The organism is Paenibacillus sp. YN15 (genome assembly GCF_003285005.1).
In the GTDB taxonomy this organism is placed as follows: Bacteria; Bacillota; Bacilli; order Paenibacillales; family NBRC-103111; genus Paenibacillus_AR.
Window position 1 is genome coordinate 504,081 of the sequence record NZ_QMFA01000001.1, and the last position, 15,146, is coordinate 519,226.

The window sequence follows — 15,146 nt, forward strand, 5'->3', positions numbered from 1 at the left end:
GGGCAGACAAATTCCCCCGGGAATTTTCAAAACCCCCGGGATTTCGATAAAAAACTCCAATCACTTTAGCATTACCATAAAAATCTTTTTTGTACCGATAAGTTTCTTTCATTTCATAATTTGTTCACAAATAACCAAGAAAATGTTATTATAGAGTTACTTGCGAATGATAAAACTTTGTTATGATATTCACATACCAACGGCTAAAGGAGAGAGAAACGATGACGGCAACCAAAGGTTTGGAAGGTATCGTAGCCACCACGTCCTCCATCAGTTCTATTATTGACGGTGTATTGACCTACCGGGGCATTGACATTGATGAGCTGGCGGAGCATGCTTCCTTTGAAGAAGTGGTTTACCTGCTGTGGTTTGGCAAGCTTCCCACGGAATCCGAGCTGGCCCAGCTTAAAGATAACCTCGGCAAGAATGCGGCAGTTCCTGCCGCCGTCATTGACCAGTTGCGGCTGTACCCGAAGGATGCCAACGCCATGGCTGCCCTGCGCACGGCCGTATCCGCGCTGGCCTTGTACGATCCGGAAGCCGCCGATATGAGCGTGGCCGCCAATGTACAGAAGGCCATCAAGCTGCAGGCCCAGGTTCCCACCATCATCGCCGCCTTCGCCCGCATCCGCCAGGGGCTGGAGCCGGTGGCCCCCAAGGAAAATGCCTCCGTTGCCGAAAACTTCCTCTATATGCTCTCCGGCGAGCAGCCCGACCCTGTAGCCATCGAAGCCCTGGATAAGGCGCTGGTGCTGCATGCGGACCATGAGCTGAACGCTTCCACCTTTGCCGCCCGTGTAACCGTTGCCACGTTGTCCGATATTTATTCCGGCGTCACCTCCGCCATCGGCGCTCTGAAGGGGCCTTTGCATGGCGGCGCGAATGAAGCGGTTATGGAGATGCTGGAGGAGATCGGCAGCTTCGAAGCTGTGGAAGCCTATGTCAATAAGAAGCTGGACAACAAGGAGAAGCTGATGGGCTTTGGCCACCGCGTATACAAGAACGGCGATCCCCGGGCCAAACATCTGCAAAAAATGTCCCATGAGCTTGGCAAGCTGACCGGCGATCTGAAGTGGTATAATATGTCCGTGAAGATTGAGGATATGGTTGTCTCCGAAAAAGGGCTCAAACCCAACGTGGACTTCTACTCCGCTTCCGTCTACACTACTCTGGGCATTCCGAGGGATCTGTTTACCCCGATCTTCGCCATCAGCCGCATGTCCGGCTGGACTGCCCATATTCTGGAGCAATTCGAGAACAACCGGCTGATCCGTCCCCGCGCCGAATATGTGGGGCCTGTAGGCCAATCCTATGTCCCCATGGCCAACCGGTAGGACGCTCTTCCCAAAGCACTCATCATTCCAATTTCATACGACCGCGAACGGGCGCCGGAGAGCCGCAAGCTTGCCCTTTGGCACCCGTTCTTAAAGTCCATAGATATCCGCTTCACCAAAATTTTATCGCCGGGAGGTTTACCATGCCACAATTTGAACAATATTCCTTGCCTGCAGAAGGCCAGCCGATTACAATTGATAACGGCAAACTGAACGTGCCCAATCATCCCATCATTCCGTTTATTGAAGGGGACGGCACCGGTCCCGACATCTGGGCGGCTTCCAAGCGGGTTCTGGACGCGGCGGTGGAGAAGGCTTACGGCGGCGAGAAGAAAATCGCCTGGTATGAGGTATATGCCGGGGAGAAGGCGTTCAACACCTTCAACAGCTGGCTGCCCAACGATACCCTTACGGCAATCCGCGAATACATCGTGGCCATCAAGGGCCCGCTGACCACCCCTATCGGCGGAGGCATCCGTTCCCTTAATGTGGCCCTGCGCCAGGAGCTGGACCTGTATGTCTGCTCCCGTCCGGTGCGGTATTTTAACGGCGTACCCTCCCCGGTGAAGCGTCCCGAGCTGGTGGACATGGTGATTTTCCGCGAGAACACCGAGGACATCTATGCCGGCATCGAGTGGGCCGAAGGCTCCGCCGAGGTGAAGAAGGTCATTGAATTCCTCCAGAAGGAAATGGGCGTGAAAAAAATCCGTTTCCCGGAAACCTCCGGCATCGGCATCAAGCCGGTATCCAAGGAAGGCTCCGAACGTCTGGTCCGCGCCGCCATCGAATATGCCATCACGCATAACCGCAAGTCCGTGACCCTTGTACATAAGGGCAATATTATGAAATACACGGAAGGCGCGTTTAAGAACTGGGGTTATGAGCTGGCCGAGCGGGAGTTCGCCGACAAAACCTTCACCTGGGGCCAATACGACCGGATCAAGGAAGCGGAAGGCGCCGATGCTGCCAATAAGGCCCAGAAGGACGCGGAGGCTGCCGGCAAGATCATTGTGAAGGACGCCATTGCCGATATTGCCCTGCAGCAGGTGCTGACCCGTCCCAAGGATTTTGACGTCATCGCCACCCTGAACCTGAATGGCGACTACCTCTCCGACGCTCTGGCCGCCCAAGTGGGAGGCATCGGCATTGCCCCCGGCGCCAACATCAACTATATGACCGGCCATGCCATCTTCGAGGCCACCCACGGCACAGCGCCCAAGTATGCGGGGCTTGATGTGGTGAACCCCGGCTCGGTAATCCTCTCCGGGGTGATGATGCTGGAGCATCTGGGCTGGCAGGAGGCTGCCGACCTGATCTACAAGGGACTGGAGACCGCCATTAACAACAAAACCGTCACCTACGACTTTGCCCGGCTGATGGAAGGCGCAACGGAAGTGAAATGCTCGGCCTTCGCCGATGAGATTATAAGAAACTTTTAGGAGGACATGAACATGCCCCTGACACGCAAAAAAATTACCGTTGTGGGAGCCGGCTTTACCGGTGCAACCACAGCGCTGCTTTTGGCCCAAAAAGAGCTGGGCGACGTGGTTCTGCTGGATATTCCGCAGCTGGAGAACCCCACCAAGGGCAAGGCGCTGGACATGCTGGAGGCCGGTCCTGTCCAGGGCTTCGACGCCGCCATTACCGGCACCAGCAGCTATGAGGATGCGGAAGGCTCGGATATCGTCATCATTACTGCAGGCGTGGCCCGCAAGCCGGGCATGAGCCGGGATGATCTGGTCAGCATCAATGCAGGCATCGTCCGCTCCGTGTGTGAGAATATCAAGCGGGTTGCCCCCGATTCCATTGTGATTCTGCTGTCCAATCCGGTGGATGCCATGACCTATGTGGCCTACCATACGTTGGGCTTCCCCAAGAACCGGGTCATCGGCCAATCCGGCGTGCTGGATACCGCCCGCTTCTGCACCTTTGTGTCCCAGGAGCTGAATGTGTCCGTTGAGGATGTGCGGGGATTTGTGCTGGGCGGCCATGGCGACGACATGGTTCCCCTGGTCCGTTATTCCAGCGTAGGCGGCATTCCCCTGGAGGTTCTGCTGCCCAAGGAGCGCATCGACGCTATTGTGCAGCGCACCCGTGTGGGCGGCGGCGAGATCGTGAATCTGCTGGGCACCGGCAGCGCATATTATGCGCCTGCGGCGTCTCTGGTGCAGATGACCGAAGCGATTGTCAAGGACAAGAAGCGGATTCTCCCCTCCATTGCGCTTCTGGAAGGCGAATACGGCTACGACCATCTGTTTATGGGTGTGCCGACTCTCTTGGGCGGCCACGGCATTGAACGGATCTATGAGCTGGAGCTGACCGAGGCGGAAAAAGCCGCTCTCGACAAATCCGCCCAATCGGTAAAAAATGTCATTGCCGTTGTCAACGGCTGAGCATAACCGGACCTGACCGCGCCGCGGCGCTTTGCCTTCCCTGCCAAGGTGGGCAAAGCGCCGTTTGCTTTTGAGGCACATGCAAGAAAATTGCAAGCCTGTCCGCGATCAAGTATACTACTGCTGGATATGTAAGGTGAACACCGATAAACGCGGGCGGGAACCGCAGACTGGAGGAGGCATATGGAAAAAGCGCTTTTGTTTTTGCATTTGGTGGCTTCCATTGGAATGGGGTTTTATTTGCTGCTCCCCTTCCTGGTGGGGCGGCTGGCCGGACCGGCGGCCGGGAGCCAGGCCGGGTATGCGGGGCTTTTGGCAACCGCCAACAGAATCGGCATGTACCTGCTGATTGTACAGCTGCTGACAGGGGGGTATCTCTTGCAGACAGCGGATTATTCCGTTTTGTGGATGGTTCTGATTGTTCTGGTTTTCCTTGCCGTAGCCGCGTTTACAGGCATGCTGGTCAAGCCTCTCAAGCGTTACCGGGAAGCGGTGCAGCAGGGCAAAAGCGGCGCATCCGAATACGGCAAAATCCGCTTGTTCAGCACACTGGCAGGCGCCTGCTTCCTCCTCATCATCTTCCTGATGAAATTCCCGGAATTGTTTATTTAGCGCCATGTGAAAACCCGCCTGCTCCTGACCGGAAGTCAGAGCAAGGCGGGTTTTGCTCCAAACGGACTCAGGCTCCGTTATGTGCCGGGAAAGAGCCCGTTTGGACGGGATAGCGAGGAAATAGCGTACCGTGTGTCCGCGAAATCCTCAGAAGCGCGCATTTTGGGAAAATAACGGATTCTCAGTCCGGATAAGCTCCCACAGGCCCGACCCGGCCCGGCGGCAAGGAGTAAGGAGCAAGAATTCCGATAGGGAAGGCTCAGGACTCCGTTCCGGAGTCGCTTTCGGCCGGAGGATCGGTGGTGTAGGTGCCGGTGTCCGCCTCCAGACGGATGGAGATTCCCAGAATCCGCTCCAAGTCCTTCAAGAGAATATATGAACGGCGTCCCTCCACATACAGCGGTCTATCCAGGGTGAAGACGGCATTGTCCGCCAGCCGGGTGACCGAGCTCTTGTCGGGGCTGAACTTGAACAGCGTCCCGTTGTAATTGAGTCCCAATTGGTTATCGGCCTTGTCCTTGTACAGCTCGCCGCCCAACTGCTCTACCGTTTCCCGAAGGGGCGCTTCCTCACCGCCGGCATCCTTTATGGCAGTGACCCGCCGCATAATCATGTTATGCAGCGTTTCCGGCTGCACATAAGGGCTGCCGGCGTTCAGACGGGGCAGGCGCATGGGATCGGACTCGCGGGTTACGATCTTCGGCATAACCGTAAAGGCGTACCGGATGCCGCCCTCCTGCACCGCCGCGATGGCTTCCGGATTGTATATTCCGAAGGGATAGGCCAGGGTATCGCCGCTTCCCGGCGCATAGGAATCGAGCTTGATGCGGCAGATGACGGTATCTCCAGTGACGCGGGATTTGTATTCGCTTTCTGTTTCCGTCCGCCCGTTCAACTGGAGCCGGTGGGTCAGGTAGGCTTTGCCGTTCTGCTTTTCATGCTGGCTGTCGGTATGGCTTTGCAATTCAATGAAGCCCTTGCGTTTGCCCAGCTTGGCAAGCTCCTCCCGGTTCATAAAAGGGGTGGTGCCCTTCTGCGGATCATCGATAGTTCCAGTAATGACGAAGCTTACACCGGGAATGCCCAGCTCCTGAAGCACCAGATACGCATGGGTGTAGAAGCTTTCATAACCGTCGTCGAAGGTTACCAGAACAGCATTGTCGGGGACGGAAGCCCCCTCCATATAAGCCTTGAACTCATCCAGAGAGATAAAGTTATAATGCCTGCTTTCCAAAAAAGACAGCTGGTTGCGGAAAAGCTCGGTGGTGATGGTGCCTGGTCCCTTGACCGTATCGCTGATATGATGATACATGAGAACAGCTACCTGATCCTTGTACAAAACATCCGGCTCGAAGGCGCTTAATGATGATACGGCCATGGTGAGACCCAGGCAGCATAACAGGGTGATGCGTAAAAGAAGCTTTTTCATGGCGGGACGGTCCCTTTCTGTTTAAAATAAACACTTATGCCCCAGGCTGCTGCAATTCGGGTTAGCGGTTTTTTCCGTTAAATCGTATAATAGCGGAAGAGAGCAACATTATTATAGAGGCAAACAGAGACCTTGACAATGAGAGGAGAACTGCTTGGGATGAAGGATTTTCAAGAGAGCATCTACAAATTGATTGTGGAAACCTCCACCCGGCTCCCTGCGGATGTACAAAGCCGAATTGAGGCCGCCAGGCTCAAGGAGGATGAAGGAACCCGCTCGGCGCTTTCGCTGGCAACCATCGCCGAAAACATCCGCATGGCCGACTGCAATGTATCTCCCATTTGCCAGGACACGGGTATGCCCACCTTTATCATCCATGTTCCGGTGGGAGCCAATCAGATCATCATGAAGGAAGCGGTCCGCCAGGCGGTGGCCCAGGCCACACGGGACAGCATTCTGCGCACCAACTCCGTGGATTCCCTCACGGGAGCCAACAGCGGGGACAATCTGGGGCCGGGAACGCCGGTGATCCATTTTGAACAATGGGAAAAGGACGAAATTGATGTGCGGCTGATTCTGAAGGGCGGCGGCTGTGAAAATAAGAATATCCAGTACAGTCTCCCCTGTGAGCTGGAGGGGCTGGGCAAGGCCGGACGGGACCTGGACGGCATCCGCAAATGCATTCTCCATGCGGTGTACCAGGCCCAGGGCCAAGGCTGCAGCGCCGGCTTTATCGGCGTGGGGATTGGCGGAGACCGGACTACAGGCTACGAATTGGCGAAGCACCAGCTTTTCCGCCCGGTGGACGATGTGAACACAATTGAGGAGCTGGCCCGTTTGGAGGAGTATATCATGGAGCATGCCAACACCCTGGGCATCGGCACCATGGGCTTTGGCGGCCAGGTTACTCTGCTGGGCTGCAAAATCGGGGTGATGAACCGGCTTCCCGCCAGCTTTTATGTTTCCGTGGCTTATAATTGCTGGGCATACCGGAGGCAGGGGGCCATTCTCGATGGGGAAACCGGCGCCTTCAAAAAATGGGCGTATGAGCCGGCACCGGCCGCCGGGCGCGCAGCGGAGGCAGAGGACACGGCGGGGAAGGAAAAAGCGGACAAACGGGAAATTGTCCTGAACACGCCTATCACGGAGGAGCAAATCCGGGCTTTACGAGTGGGGGATGTGGTCATTGTCAACGGGCTGATCCATACCGGCCGGGATGCGCTTCATCACTATCTGATGGATCATGATTCGCCGGTGGACTTGAACGGCTCGGTTATTTACCATTGCGGTCCGGTTATGATGAAGGATGAGCAGGGGGAATGGCATGTAAAGGCTGCGGGACCCACCACCAGCATCCGGGAGGAGCCTTATCAGGGGGAGATTATGAAGAAATTCGGCATCCGCGCGGTCATCGGCAAAGGCGGCATGGGCCCAAAAACCCTCAAGGCGCTCCAGGAGCATGGCGGGGTATATCTGAACGCTATCGGGGGGGCGGCGCAATTTTATGCCAAATGCCTTAAAAAGGTGGAGAGTGTGGATTTCCTGAAGGAGTTTGGGGTGCCGGAGGCCATGTGGCATTTGCAATGCGAAGGTTTTGCCGCCATTGTAACCATGGATTCTCACGGGGGAAGCCTTCATGCCGAGGTGGATGAAAGCTCCATCGAAAAGCTGGCACGGTTGAAGGATAAGGTATTTTGACCATGCATAAGTTCCGTTGGCGGCTTACGTTGATTTTTATTGTGATCATCGGCTGCTCCATGCTTCTGGCCGGGGTTTATATGGCGAAGCTTCTGGAGAACTCGTACAAGGACGCGCTTGTGCTCAATATGGAGCGGGAGCTGAAGCTGATCATTGCCACCATTGACTGGAACCATGGGGGCAGCGACGAGGAGAAGGAGCATTATTATACGGAGCAGGCGCGCCGGCTGAAGGATTCGGCGGCCGCCCGGATTACGGTGATCCGTCAGGACGGGCAGGTTATCGGAGAATCGGACGAAGCGCCGGAGCTGATGAACAACCATCTGGACCGCGAGGAAGTCAGGCAGGCAAAGGAGAGCGGGCTGGGGCACAGTGTGCGGTACAGCAAAACATTGGGGCATAATATGCTCTATGTGGCCATGCCCATTGGAACGGGTGACGACAGTGCCGGTTATCTCCGGCTTGCCATGGATTTGCGGGATGTGGAGAATGCCGTCCATACCCTGTGGCTGTTTCTTCTGCTGGGGCTGGGAGTACTTTTCCTGATAGCCGGCGGCATCAGCTACCGGATTGCCTTTGGCCTCACCCGGCCCTTCGACAAGATGATCCGGGTAGCCCGGCAGCTGTCCCACATGAACTACAAATCCCGGGTGCCTGTCCGCAGAAAAGACGAAATCGGCGACCTGGGCCATGCCATCAATACCATGGCGGACAGCCTGGAGCAGCAGATGAACCGGATTCTGGAGAACGAGGGCCGGATGAAGGCGGTTCTGGAGGGGCTGATCAACGGTGTGCTTATGATTGACAAGGACGGCCGGATCGCCTTGCTGAACCGCTCGGCGGAGGAGATTCTGGGCTTCCGCCAGGAGGAGCTGCTGGGCCGCCACTACCAGCACGCCAGCCTGGCTCCGGAGCTGTCCGAGCTGATCGAGATGTGCTTTGGCTCCATGGAGCATATCCGGGATGAGCGGACCTTGTATTTTCCCGAGGAGATTCTCCTGGAGATCAATTTGCGCCCCATGGTGATCGGCGGGGAGGAGTTCGCCGGCATCTTGATTGTGCTTCACGACATTACAGCTGTCCGCAGGCTGGAGCGCATCCGCAGCGAGTTCGTAGCCAATGTTTCCCATGAGCTGAAGACGCCGGTGGCTTCGGTGAAGGGGTTTGCCGAGACGCTGCTGGCCGGGGCGCTGAAGGATGAGGAAACGGCCAAGTCCTTCCTGCAGATTATCTATGATGAAAGCGAACGCCTGAACCGGCTGATCGGGGATATTCTCGATTTGTCCAAAATTGAGTCCAAGCGGGTCCCCCTGCAGCTGTCTCCCGTCCATCTGAACAGCTTTATGGACCATACCCTGCAGATGCTGGCGCCGGAAGCGCAGAAGAAAAATATTGAGCTGCGGCTTCAGGTGGAGGAGGATCTGTACATGGAGGCGGATGAGGACCGGCTCCGGCAGATTATGATCAATCTTCTGTCCAACGGCATTGCTTATACGCCCGAGGGGGGCAAGGTAAGCGTGACGGTGCAGGCGCTCAATGTGGTGAACGGCGAGGACCCGGAAACCATCCGGTTTGTGATTGCGGATACCGGGATCGGCATCCCCAAGAAGGATCTGCCGCGGATCTTCGAGCGTTTCTACCGGGTGGACAAGGCCCGCTCCCGCAGCTCGGGGGGAACGGGGCTTGGCCTCTCCATTGTGAAGCACCTGGTGGAGCTGCATAAGGGGCATATTTCCGTAGAAAGCGAAGTAAGCGTCGGCAGCCGTTTCATACTTGATCTTCCGGTCCTCCATTGACAACAAAAAGGGACTGGACTTACAATTTGGTCAGACGATTATCCTGATCGCTCATCCTGTGCCTGTCCTTGGCACAGGATGCGACAGGCTAAAAATGAAGGTGGAGAAACCCTTGGCCCATAGCATATTGGTAATTGAAGATGAACCCACATTGTCCCGTTTGCTGTCCTATAATTTAGCCCAGGAGAAGTATGTGGTGAAGGTTGTGGACCATGGAGGAGAAGGCCTGCAGGAGGCGCTTCGGCATCCCTACGACCTGATTATTCTGGATATTATGCTTCCGGGCATGAACGGCTTCGAGGTATTGACGAAGCTCCGGCAGAAGGAGTGCCGGACGCCGGTTATTATCCTGACGGCGCGCAATGCCGAGGAGGAGGTTGTCCAGGGGCTGAAAAGCGGCGCCGACGACTACATCACCAAACCCTTCGGCGTGGCGGAGCTATTGGCGCGGGTGGCCGCGGTGCTGCGGCGCACCGGACCGGAGGACAGCCGCCAGGAAGCGGCGGAGGAAGGCTCCGACCGGGTGATTGTGGCCGGAGAGCTGAAGATTTATCCGGAGCGCTACGAGGTTAAGCTGAACGGGGAGTCGATTCCCTTGCGGCCGAAGGAATTCGAGGTGCTGCTCTATCTGGTGCAGCGGCCCGGCGTTGTAGTGACGAGGGACGACTTGATGAACATCGTCTGGGGCTTCGATTATATCGGCGGCCAGCGGACAGTGGATGTCCATGTAAGCTCTTTGCGCAAGAAGCTGGAGATGAACCAGCAGTCCGTGCAGATTGACGCGATCCGCGGCGTCGGTTACAAGCTCATTGCAAAAGGAAGCCGCTCCTGATTTGGGCAGGGCGGCTTCTTGGTTTTTTTGCTGCGGCACGCGGTTGCGCGGCATTTGGGCTAACGGCGGCAGGAGCCGCTATTGGGGGCGGTATGTGGCCGTTCTAAAATCTAACGGAAGCCAGCGCCGTTATTTGAAGCATTTGGCCGGGCTTCGGGCGAAATGGAGTCAAATAAGGGCTCCTGCTTCCGTTAGATTTCGAGAGGGGCTGTTTTGGCGGAAATAGCGGCACTCACCGCCGTTAAAAAGCTGGCCCGCCTGCAGCCGGGGAAAAGGCAGGCTGCTCCGCGCCAATGGGGCGGCATCCGCAGCCTATCCGGCCTGCGGAAAGGACCGGGTTGGGGAATTAGCCCATCTTCTTCCTATACTCGTTGGGGGAGCATTGATTGTACTTTTTGAACACTTTATAGAAGTGGGCCATGTTGGGCATTCCGATGCTGTCCGCCACCTGGGTGACGCTGACATCCTGGGTGAGCAGCATACGCTCCGCTTTTTTGATTTTCTTGAAGTTGACGTATTCCAGAAAAGACATCCCCATGACCTTTTTGAAATATTTGACGAAATAATAATAGCTCACGTTGGCGATCCGGCATACCTCTTCCACCTGAATCCGGTTCTCCAGATTTTCCTCCACATAATCCAGCACCGGCTTCAGCCGGGTCATATCCCCGCGTTCCTTCATGCGGATCAACTGCCGGGAGTCATTGCGCAGAAGGGCCAGCATGATGGATTTGACCTGCAGGCTGGCCGCCATTTCATAGCCCTCCCGCTTATCCTGCACCTCCTGCAGAATCTCCTGCACCGACTCCAGCGCCTGGCGGGCCACAGAGGGATGCTCCTGAAAGATATAATTCAGCTTATGCAGGGCAAACCCCGGTTCCGAAATGGAGCGGAAATAGTTCAGAGTGCTATTCTCCACGAATTGCTCAATATCAAATTGCAGCACGATGTATTTCAGCCCGTAAGCCTGGTAGCGGCGGTCCTTATGCAGCTCCTTGGCGCCGATGATAATCACATCGCCCCCGGTGAGGCAATACTGCGACTCCTCCACGTTCACGTCCAGGCGTCCTTCCAGAATGCAGAGAATCTCCAATTCCTTGTGATAGTGCCATTTGCTGCCCCCGTCGCTGTCGCTTGACGCCTGAAAAATGCGCAAAGAGATAAAGGGATTCTCGAATGTGATTTGCTCGTGGATCGCCTGATTCTGGGATATTTCCATAAGGGCCTCCGAATGACAAAATAACATAAAAGGACAACTAGAACGGCAATTTATTTTTTTGCCTCCTTTGACTATACTACAAGTGTAGTTCAGTTGCGAATACCCTGGAGCGGCAATTAAAAGGAGGACATACGATTAACATGGCAAAAAAGCTGAAAGTCGCAATTATCGGATGCGGCGGAATCGCCAATGGCAAGCATCTGCCGGCACTGGCCAAGAAAACAGATATTCTGGAGCTTGCAGCATTCTGTGATATTATCCCCGAGCGGGCAGCCAAGGCGAAGACCGAGTACGGAACGGAAGAATCCCTGGTCACCACCGACTACAAGGAGCTTCTTGGCAACGCTTCCATCGATGTGGTTCACGTATGTACCCCCAATGATTCCCATGCGGAAATCGCCATTGCCTTCCTGGAAGCCGGCAAACATGTCATGAGCGAAAAGCCCATGGCCAAAACCGCCGCCGCTGCCCGTGAAATGCTGGCGGTGTCCGAGCGCACCGGCAAGCTGCTCACCGTTGGCTACAACAACCGCTTCCGTCCCGACAGCCTGTACCTGAAGCAGCTGTGCGAGGAAGGGGAGCTGGGTGAGATTTATTATGCCAAGGCACATGCTCTCCGCCGCCGCGCCGTTCCCACCTGGGGTGTATTCCTGGATGAAGAGAAGCAAGGCGGAGGCCCGCTGATCGACATCGGCACCCATGCCCTGGACCTGACCCTGTGGATGATGAACAACTACGAGCCCAAGGTTGTGCTGGGCAGCTCCTACCGGAAGCTGGCGGGCAATGAGAACTCCGCCAATGCCTGGGGTCCCTGGGACCCGAAGCAGTTTACCGTGGAGGATTCCGCCTTCGGCATGATTACCTTCAAGAACGGCGCTACCGTTGTGCTGGAGTCCAGCTGGGCCATCAATCTGCGCAAGTTTAGCGAAGCCAAGGTTACCTTGGTGGGCACCAAAGCCGGCGCAGACATGGATGACGGCCTGTTCATCAACGGCGAGAAAAACTCCCGCCTGTACACCCAGGAAGTGGAGCTGAAATCCGGCGGCGTTGCTTTCTACGAAGGCAAATCGGAGAACAATGTGGATATCGAAATGCGCGTATGGTACGACGCCATCCTGAAGGGCTCCCCGCTGACTGTAACACCGAAGCAGGCGCTGGTGGTATCCGAAATCCTGGAGGCTATCTACGAGTCCGCCAAAACCGGCAAGGCCATTTCCTTCCAATAAGAGGATGCTTGTTAACATATAAAGCCACTAACGGGTTAGAAGAGACATTCAAACTGACTATAGTTTGAATGTCTCTTTTTCGGCTGAACTGAATACCTGGGCTGGCCACATTCCGCCACCATTTGCGTCGCTTTTGCCACCGTAAGAGTTGCTGAGTTCCGCAAAACCTCCAGGTTGCCGCATTTTTTCCGCTGTAAAGGTTGCTGAGTTCCGTTTTAGGGACTGCGAGGAAAATCGACGGGGCGTTATGAGATTCTTTCAGTTGGGTTAACGTTACCGCAATCACAAGGACAGATGGATGTATGTCCTTAATGCAAAAGTGCAGTTGTTTTATGGGCCAGCCGCTGGAACGGGGGGTCTAAATGCAAAAGTGCAGTTATTTCACGCGGATTCCTCCCATTTGGTGGTTTCAGCGAAAATTAACTGCACTTTTGCAGGATAGGAGCAGGCTACTCAGGATTTTGATTTTGCGCCCGAAAAGGGAGCCCGTTAAGTCAGTTCCGGGTGGCTATGGTAGCGTCGGCAGTTGAATATGATGCCGCGGATAGGGTTAAATAGATAATACCGGGATATCCCGCCATATTCGCAAAAACAACTGACGAAGGGGGAACGGACAATGGTCAAAACCGTTGGAATGGGCAAGCTGCGAAGAATCTGGACGACTGTCCCCAGAGTGTGGAGGCTGCTGTCCTCCTCCAGAGTTCCGCTTAAGGAAAAACTGCTGTTTGTTGTCCCTGCGGCCGTTTATTGGGTCGTGCCGGATGTGCTGCCTCTCGTTCCCTTGGATGACATTGCCGTTACCCTTCTTTTGGCCGGCTGGTTCGCATCGCGGATGGAGAAGAAATACGGGGAGGACGCCCCGGTTTTGAAAAAATAAGGCTACTTCACTCCAAGGCGGAGCCGGTATCCCAACGGCACCATGCGAGTTCCGCCGCGGAAGGCGTCTTCCGTCAGGAGCCGGAATTGCTCCAGCTCGTCATGAAGCTCGGCAGCAGCGCCAAGCTTGATCACCGATTGGACGCCGCCCTGGCTCATAGCCATGCCGACAATCCGCTCGGCGTTGCATATTTCTTCATTGTGAAAGACGATTTCCTTTACGAAGCGGAATACTCCGCTTTTTTTCATTTGCGCCAGATGCTCCGACTTGTCCGATTGCTTCACGGCTTCCTCCGGCGGAACCAGGTGGGTGAGGATCTCCGCCGCTCTGGCAATGAGCTTGTTATAAGCTTGCTCCGCCTCCCACCCGATGCAAGGGGGCCAATCGCAATCGTATGCGCCGAACACTCCTCCGGCAGCCAGCACACGGCCGAATTCCTGCAGCGTGCTGACCGGCTCCATCCAATGAAAGGATTGGGAGCATGTGATAATATCCGCTTCACCGTCGGCTAACTCCAGCTCATTGCTGTATCCGGGCCGGAATGAAACAGCGGCTGCGTCTGGTCCTATCCGTTGCAATTTCTCTTCGGCCTTCATCCGCATATCCGGGTTCGGCTCCACTCCGATGATTCTTGCGGCGATGCCGTTCCAGACAAAGGTGGACAGCCCTGTGCCGCAGCCCACATCCACCACCAGCTCCGGTGTTTTCCCCCTATACAGGGTCAGCAATTCCGTGACCCTTGCCGGCGCGGCAGGCCGGTTGGCGTCATACAGCTCCTGAAAGCCCAGAAACCGGTCCACATGGCTTTGATGATTAATTTTTTCCTTCATAAAAAATGCCATTCCTCCGTTCTTAGTGTTACCCCTCCGGTCCCAGCAAACCGCTGGCGGCCACATCGGCTTTGGGATAGGACAGCTTCATCTCCCGGAAGGTCTCCACAATGATCCGCTGCACCAGAACATCCCGGAACCAGCGGTGGTTGGCCGGCACAATGTACCATGGGCATTTGGCGGTGGCCGTTTCCTTGAACACATCCTCATAAGCCTCGGCATACTGATCCCAATACCGGCGCTCCTGCAGATCGCTGGGGTCGAACTTCCACAGCTTTTCCGGATTTTCCATCCGCTCCTGGATTTTTTTCAATTGAAACTCCTTGGAGATATGGAGAAAAATCTTGATGATCCGGGTTCCGCTGTCCGTCAGCAGCTCCTCGAAATGCCGGATATGGGCCAGCCGCCTCTCTGCTTCCTTGTTCTGGATCATGCCATGAACCCGGGTAATCAGCACATCCTCGTAATAAGAACGGTTGAATGCGGCGATATAGCCTTTGGGCGGAGTTTCCTTGTGGCAGCGCCAGAGAAAGTCGTGATTCAGCTCCTCGCCAACCGGTTTTTTTGAAGCTGACGGCGCGGAAGCCCTGGGGATTCAGACCGGACAGCACCTTTTTGACCACACCGTCCTTGCCGCTGCAGTCCATTCCCTGGAAAATAATCAGGACACTGCCGGCTTTGCTGGCAAACAGCTTTTCCTGCTCCTCCAGCAATTCCTCCTTCAACCGGTTAAACTCCTGCATGGCCGCGTCCTTGTTTTTCATCCCGGCAGTATCATCGGGATCAAAGGCCGAAAGGACTGCTTTCCGCGGTTCCTCCATCCGGTAACGGTCCAGCATGCGGGTCACACTCCTTAATGGGGATTTATCGAACAATAGGTGGATATTACCCCATTTTACA

13 protein-coding genes and 1 pseudogene are annotated in these 15,146 nt (G+C 55.6%); 9 read left to right on the forward strand and 5 right to left on the reverse strand.

What is annotated here, in order from left to right; genetic code table 11:
* The first annotated feature begins 221 nt into the window (after positions 1-221).
* From citZ to DQG13_RS01735, 4 genes are all read left to right on the forward strand, one after another.
* Complete coding sequence (citZ, locus tag DQG13_RS01720; RefSeq protein WP_113017625.1) at positions 222-1,334, forward strand: citrate synthase; 1,113 nt, start codon at positions 222-224, stop codon at positions 1,332-1,334.
* A gap of 143 nt (positions 1,335-1,477) precedes the next feature.
* Positions 1,478-2,773 carry an NADP-dependent isocitrate dehydrogenase gene (gene icd / locus DQG13_RS01725; RefSeq protein WP_113017626.1) on the forward strand — a complete coding sequence of 432 codons (1,296 nt, stop codon included), beginning with the start codon at positions 1,478-1,480 and terminating at the stop codon, positions 2,771-2,773.
* 12 nt (positions 2,774-2,785) lie between these two features.
* Positions 2,786-3,727 carry a malate dehydrogenase gene (gene mdh, locus DQG13_RS01730; protein WP_113017627.1) on the forward strand — a complete coding sequence of 314 codons (942 nt, stop codon included), beginning with the start codon at positions 2,786-2,788 and terminating at the stop codon, positions 3,725-3,727.
* A 183-nt stretch (positions 3,728-3,910) separates the two neighbouring features.
* Positions 3,911-4,339, forward strand: coding sequence for a hypothetical protein (locus tag DQG13_RS01735; protein WP_113017628.1), 429 nt, complete (start codon positions 3,911-3,913; stop codon positions 4,337-4,339).
* 259 nt (positions 4,340-4,598) lie between these two features.
* On the opposite strand, the gene DQG13_RS01740 is transcribed toward DQG13_RS01735, so the two are convergent.
* Positions 4,599-5,768, reverse strand: a complete 1,170-nt coding sequence (locus DQG13_RS01740; RefSeq protein ID WP_113017629.1) for a polysaccharide deacetylase family protein — start codon at positions 5,766-5,768, stop codon at positions 4,599-4,601.
* 159 nt (positions 5,769-5,927) lie between these two features.
* On the opposite strand from DQG13_RS01740, the gene DQG13_RS01745 reads away from it, so the two are divergent.
* From DQG13_RS01745 to DQG13_RS01755, 3 genes are all read left to right on the forward strand, one after another.
* Positions 5,928-7,466, forward strand: coding sequence for a fumarate hydratase (locus tag DQG13_RS01745; protein ID WP_113017630.1), 1,539 nt, complete (start codon positions 5,928-5,930; stop codon positions 7,464-7,466).
* Positions 7,467-7,468: 2 nt separating this feature from the next.
* Positions 7,469-9,262: a two-component system histidine kinase PnpS gene (pnpS, locus tag DQG13_RS01750; RefSeq protein WP_113017726.1), complete on the forward strand. Its 1,794-nt coding sequence runs from the start codon at positions 7,469-7,471 to the stop codon at positions 9,260-9,262.
* Positions 9,263-9,374: 112 nt separating this feature from the next.
* A complete protein-coding gene (locus tag DQG13_RS01755; protein ID WP_113017728.1) occupies positions 9,375-10,094 on the forward strand; it encodes a response regulator transcription factor in 720 nt (239 codons plus the stop codon).
* A gap of 346 nt (positions 10,095-10,440) precedes the next feature.
* Here the strand turns inward: DQG13_RS01755 and DQG13_RS01760 are convergent, their stop codons facing one another.
* Positions 10,441-11,313 carry a helix-turn-helix domain-containing protein gene (locus DQG13_RS01760; protein WP_113017730.1) on the reverse strand — a complete coding sequence of 291 codons (873 nt, stop codon included), beginning with the start codon at positions 11,311-11,313 and terminating at the stop codon, positions 10,441-10,443.
* A gap of 140 nt (positions 11,314-11,453) precedes the next feature.
* Between DQG13_RS01760 and DQG13_RS01765 the strand changes: the two genes are divergently transcribed.
* Together DQG13_RS01765 and DQG13_RS01770 are read left to right on the forward strand one after the other, a co-directional pair.
* Entirely contained in the window at positions 11,454-12,539 is a 1,086-nt protein-coding gene (locus DQG13_RS01765; RefSeq protein WP_113017631.1) for a Gfo/Idh/MocA family protein, read from the forward strand.
* 616 nt (positions 12,540-13,155) lie between these two features.
* Positions 13,156-13,416: a hypothetical protein gene (locus DQG13_RS01770; protein WP_258525407.1), complete on the forward strand. Its 261-nt coding sequence runs from the start codon at positions 13,156-13,158 to the stop codon at positions 13,414-13,416.
* Positions 13,417-13,418: 2 nt separating this feature from the next.
* On the opposite strand, the gene DQG13_RS01775 is transcribed toward DQG13_RS01770, so the two are convergent.
* The 3 genes and pseudogenes from DQG13_RS01775 to DQG13_RS31715 form a co-directional block, all read right to left on the reverse strand.
* Positions 13,419-14,246: a class I SAM-dependent methyltransferase gene (locus DQG13_RS01775; RefSeq protein WP_113017734.1), complete on the reverse strand. Its 828-nt coding sequence runs from the start codon at positions 14,244-14,246 to the stop codon at positions 13,419-13,421.
* 28 nt (positions 14,247-14,274) lie between these two features.
* Positions 14,275-14,841: a PPK2 family polyphosphate kinase gene (locus DQG13_RS31325; protein ID WP_309472215.1), complete on the reverse strand. Its 567-nt coding sequence runs from the start codon at positions 14,839-14,841 to the stop codon at positions 14,275-14,277.
* Between the two features lie 25 nt (positions 14,842-14,866).
* A pseudogene (locus DQG13_RS31715) lies at positions 14,867-15,085 on the reverse strand (polyphosphate kinase 2 family protein); the annotation flags it as partial.
* Positions 15,086-15,146: the final 61 nt, after the last annotated feature.

What these genes read in the sequence shown, in the direction of transcription:
- citZ (WP_113017625.1), top strand. Translation starts at nt 222, where the DNA reads ATGACGGCAACCAAAGGTTTGGAAGGTATCGTAGCCACCACGTCCTCC.
- icd (WP_113017626.1), top strand. Translation starts at nt 1,478, where the DNA reads ATGCCACAATTTGAACAATATTCCTTGCCTGCAGAAGGCCAGCCGATT.
- mdh (WP_113017627.1), top strand. Translation starts at nt 2,786, where the DNA reads ATGCCCCTGACACGCAAAAAAATTACCGTTGTGGGAGCCGGCTTTACC.
- DQG13_RS01735 (WP_113017628.1), top strand. Translation starts at nt 3,911, where the DNA reads ATGGAAAAAGCGCTTTTGTTTTTGCATTTGGTGGCTTCCATTGGAATG.
- DQG13_RS01740 (WP_113017629.1), bottom strand. Translation starts at nt 5,768, where the DNA reads ATGAAAAAGCTTCTTTTACGCATCACCCTGTTATGCTGCCTGGGTCTC.
- DQG13_RS01745 (WP_113017630.1), top strand. Translation starts at nt 5,928, where the DNA reads ATGAAGGATTTTCAAGAGAGCATCTACAAATTGATTGTGGAAACCTCC.
- pnpS (WP_113017726.1), top strand. Translation starts at nt 7,469, where the DNA reads ATGCATAAGTTCCGTTGGCGGCTTACGTTGATTTTTATTGTGATCATC.
- DQG13_RS01760 (WP_113017730.1), bottom strand. Translation starts at nt 11,313, where the DNA reads ATGGAAATATCCCAGAATCAGGCGATCCACGAGCAAATCACATTCGAG.
- DQG13_RS01765 (WP_113017631.1), top strand. Translation starts at nt 11,454, where the DNA reads ATGGCAAAAAAGCTGAAAGTCGCAATTATCGGATGCGGCGGAATCGCC.
- DQG13_RS01770 (WP_258525407.1), top strand. Translation starts at nt 13,156, where the DNA reads ATGGTCAAAACCGTTGGAATGGGCAAGCTGCGAAGAATCTGGACGACT.
- DQG13_RS01775 (WP_113017734.1), bottom strand. Translation starts at nt 14,246, where the DNA reads ATGAAGGAAAAAATTAATCATCAAAGCCATGTGGACCGGTTTCTGGGC.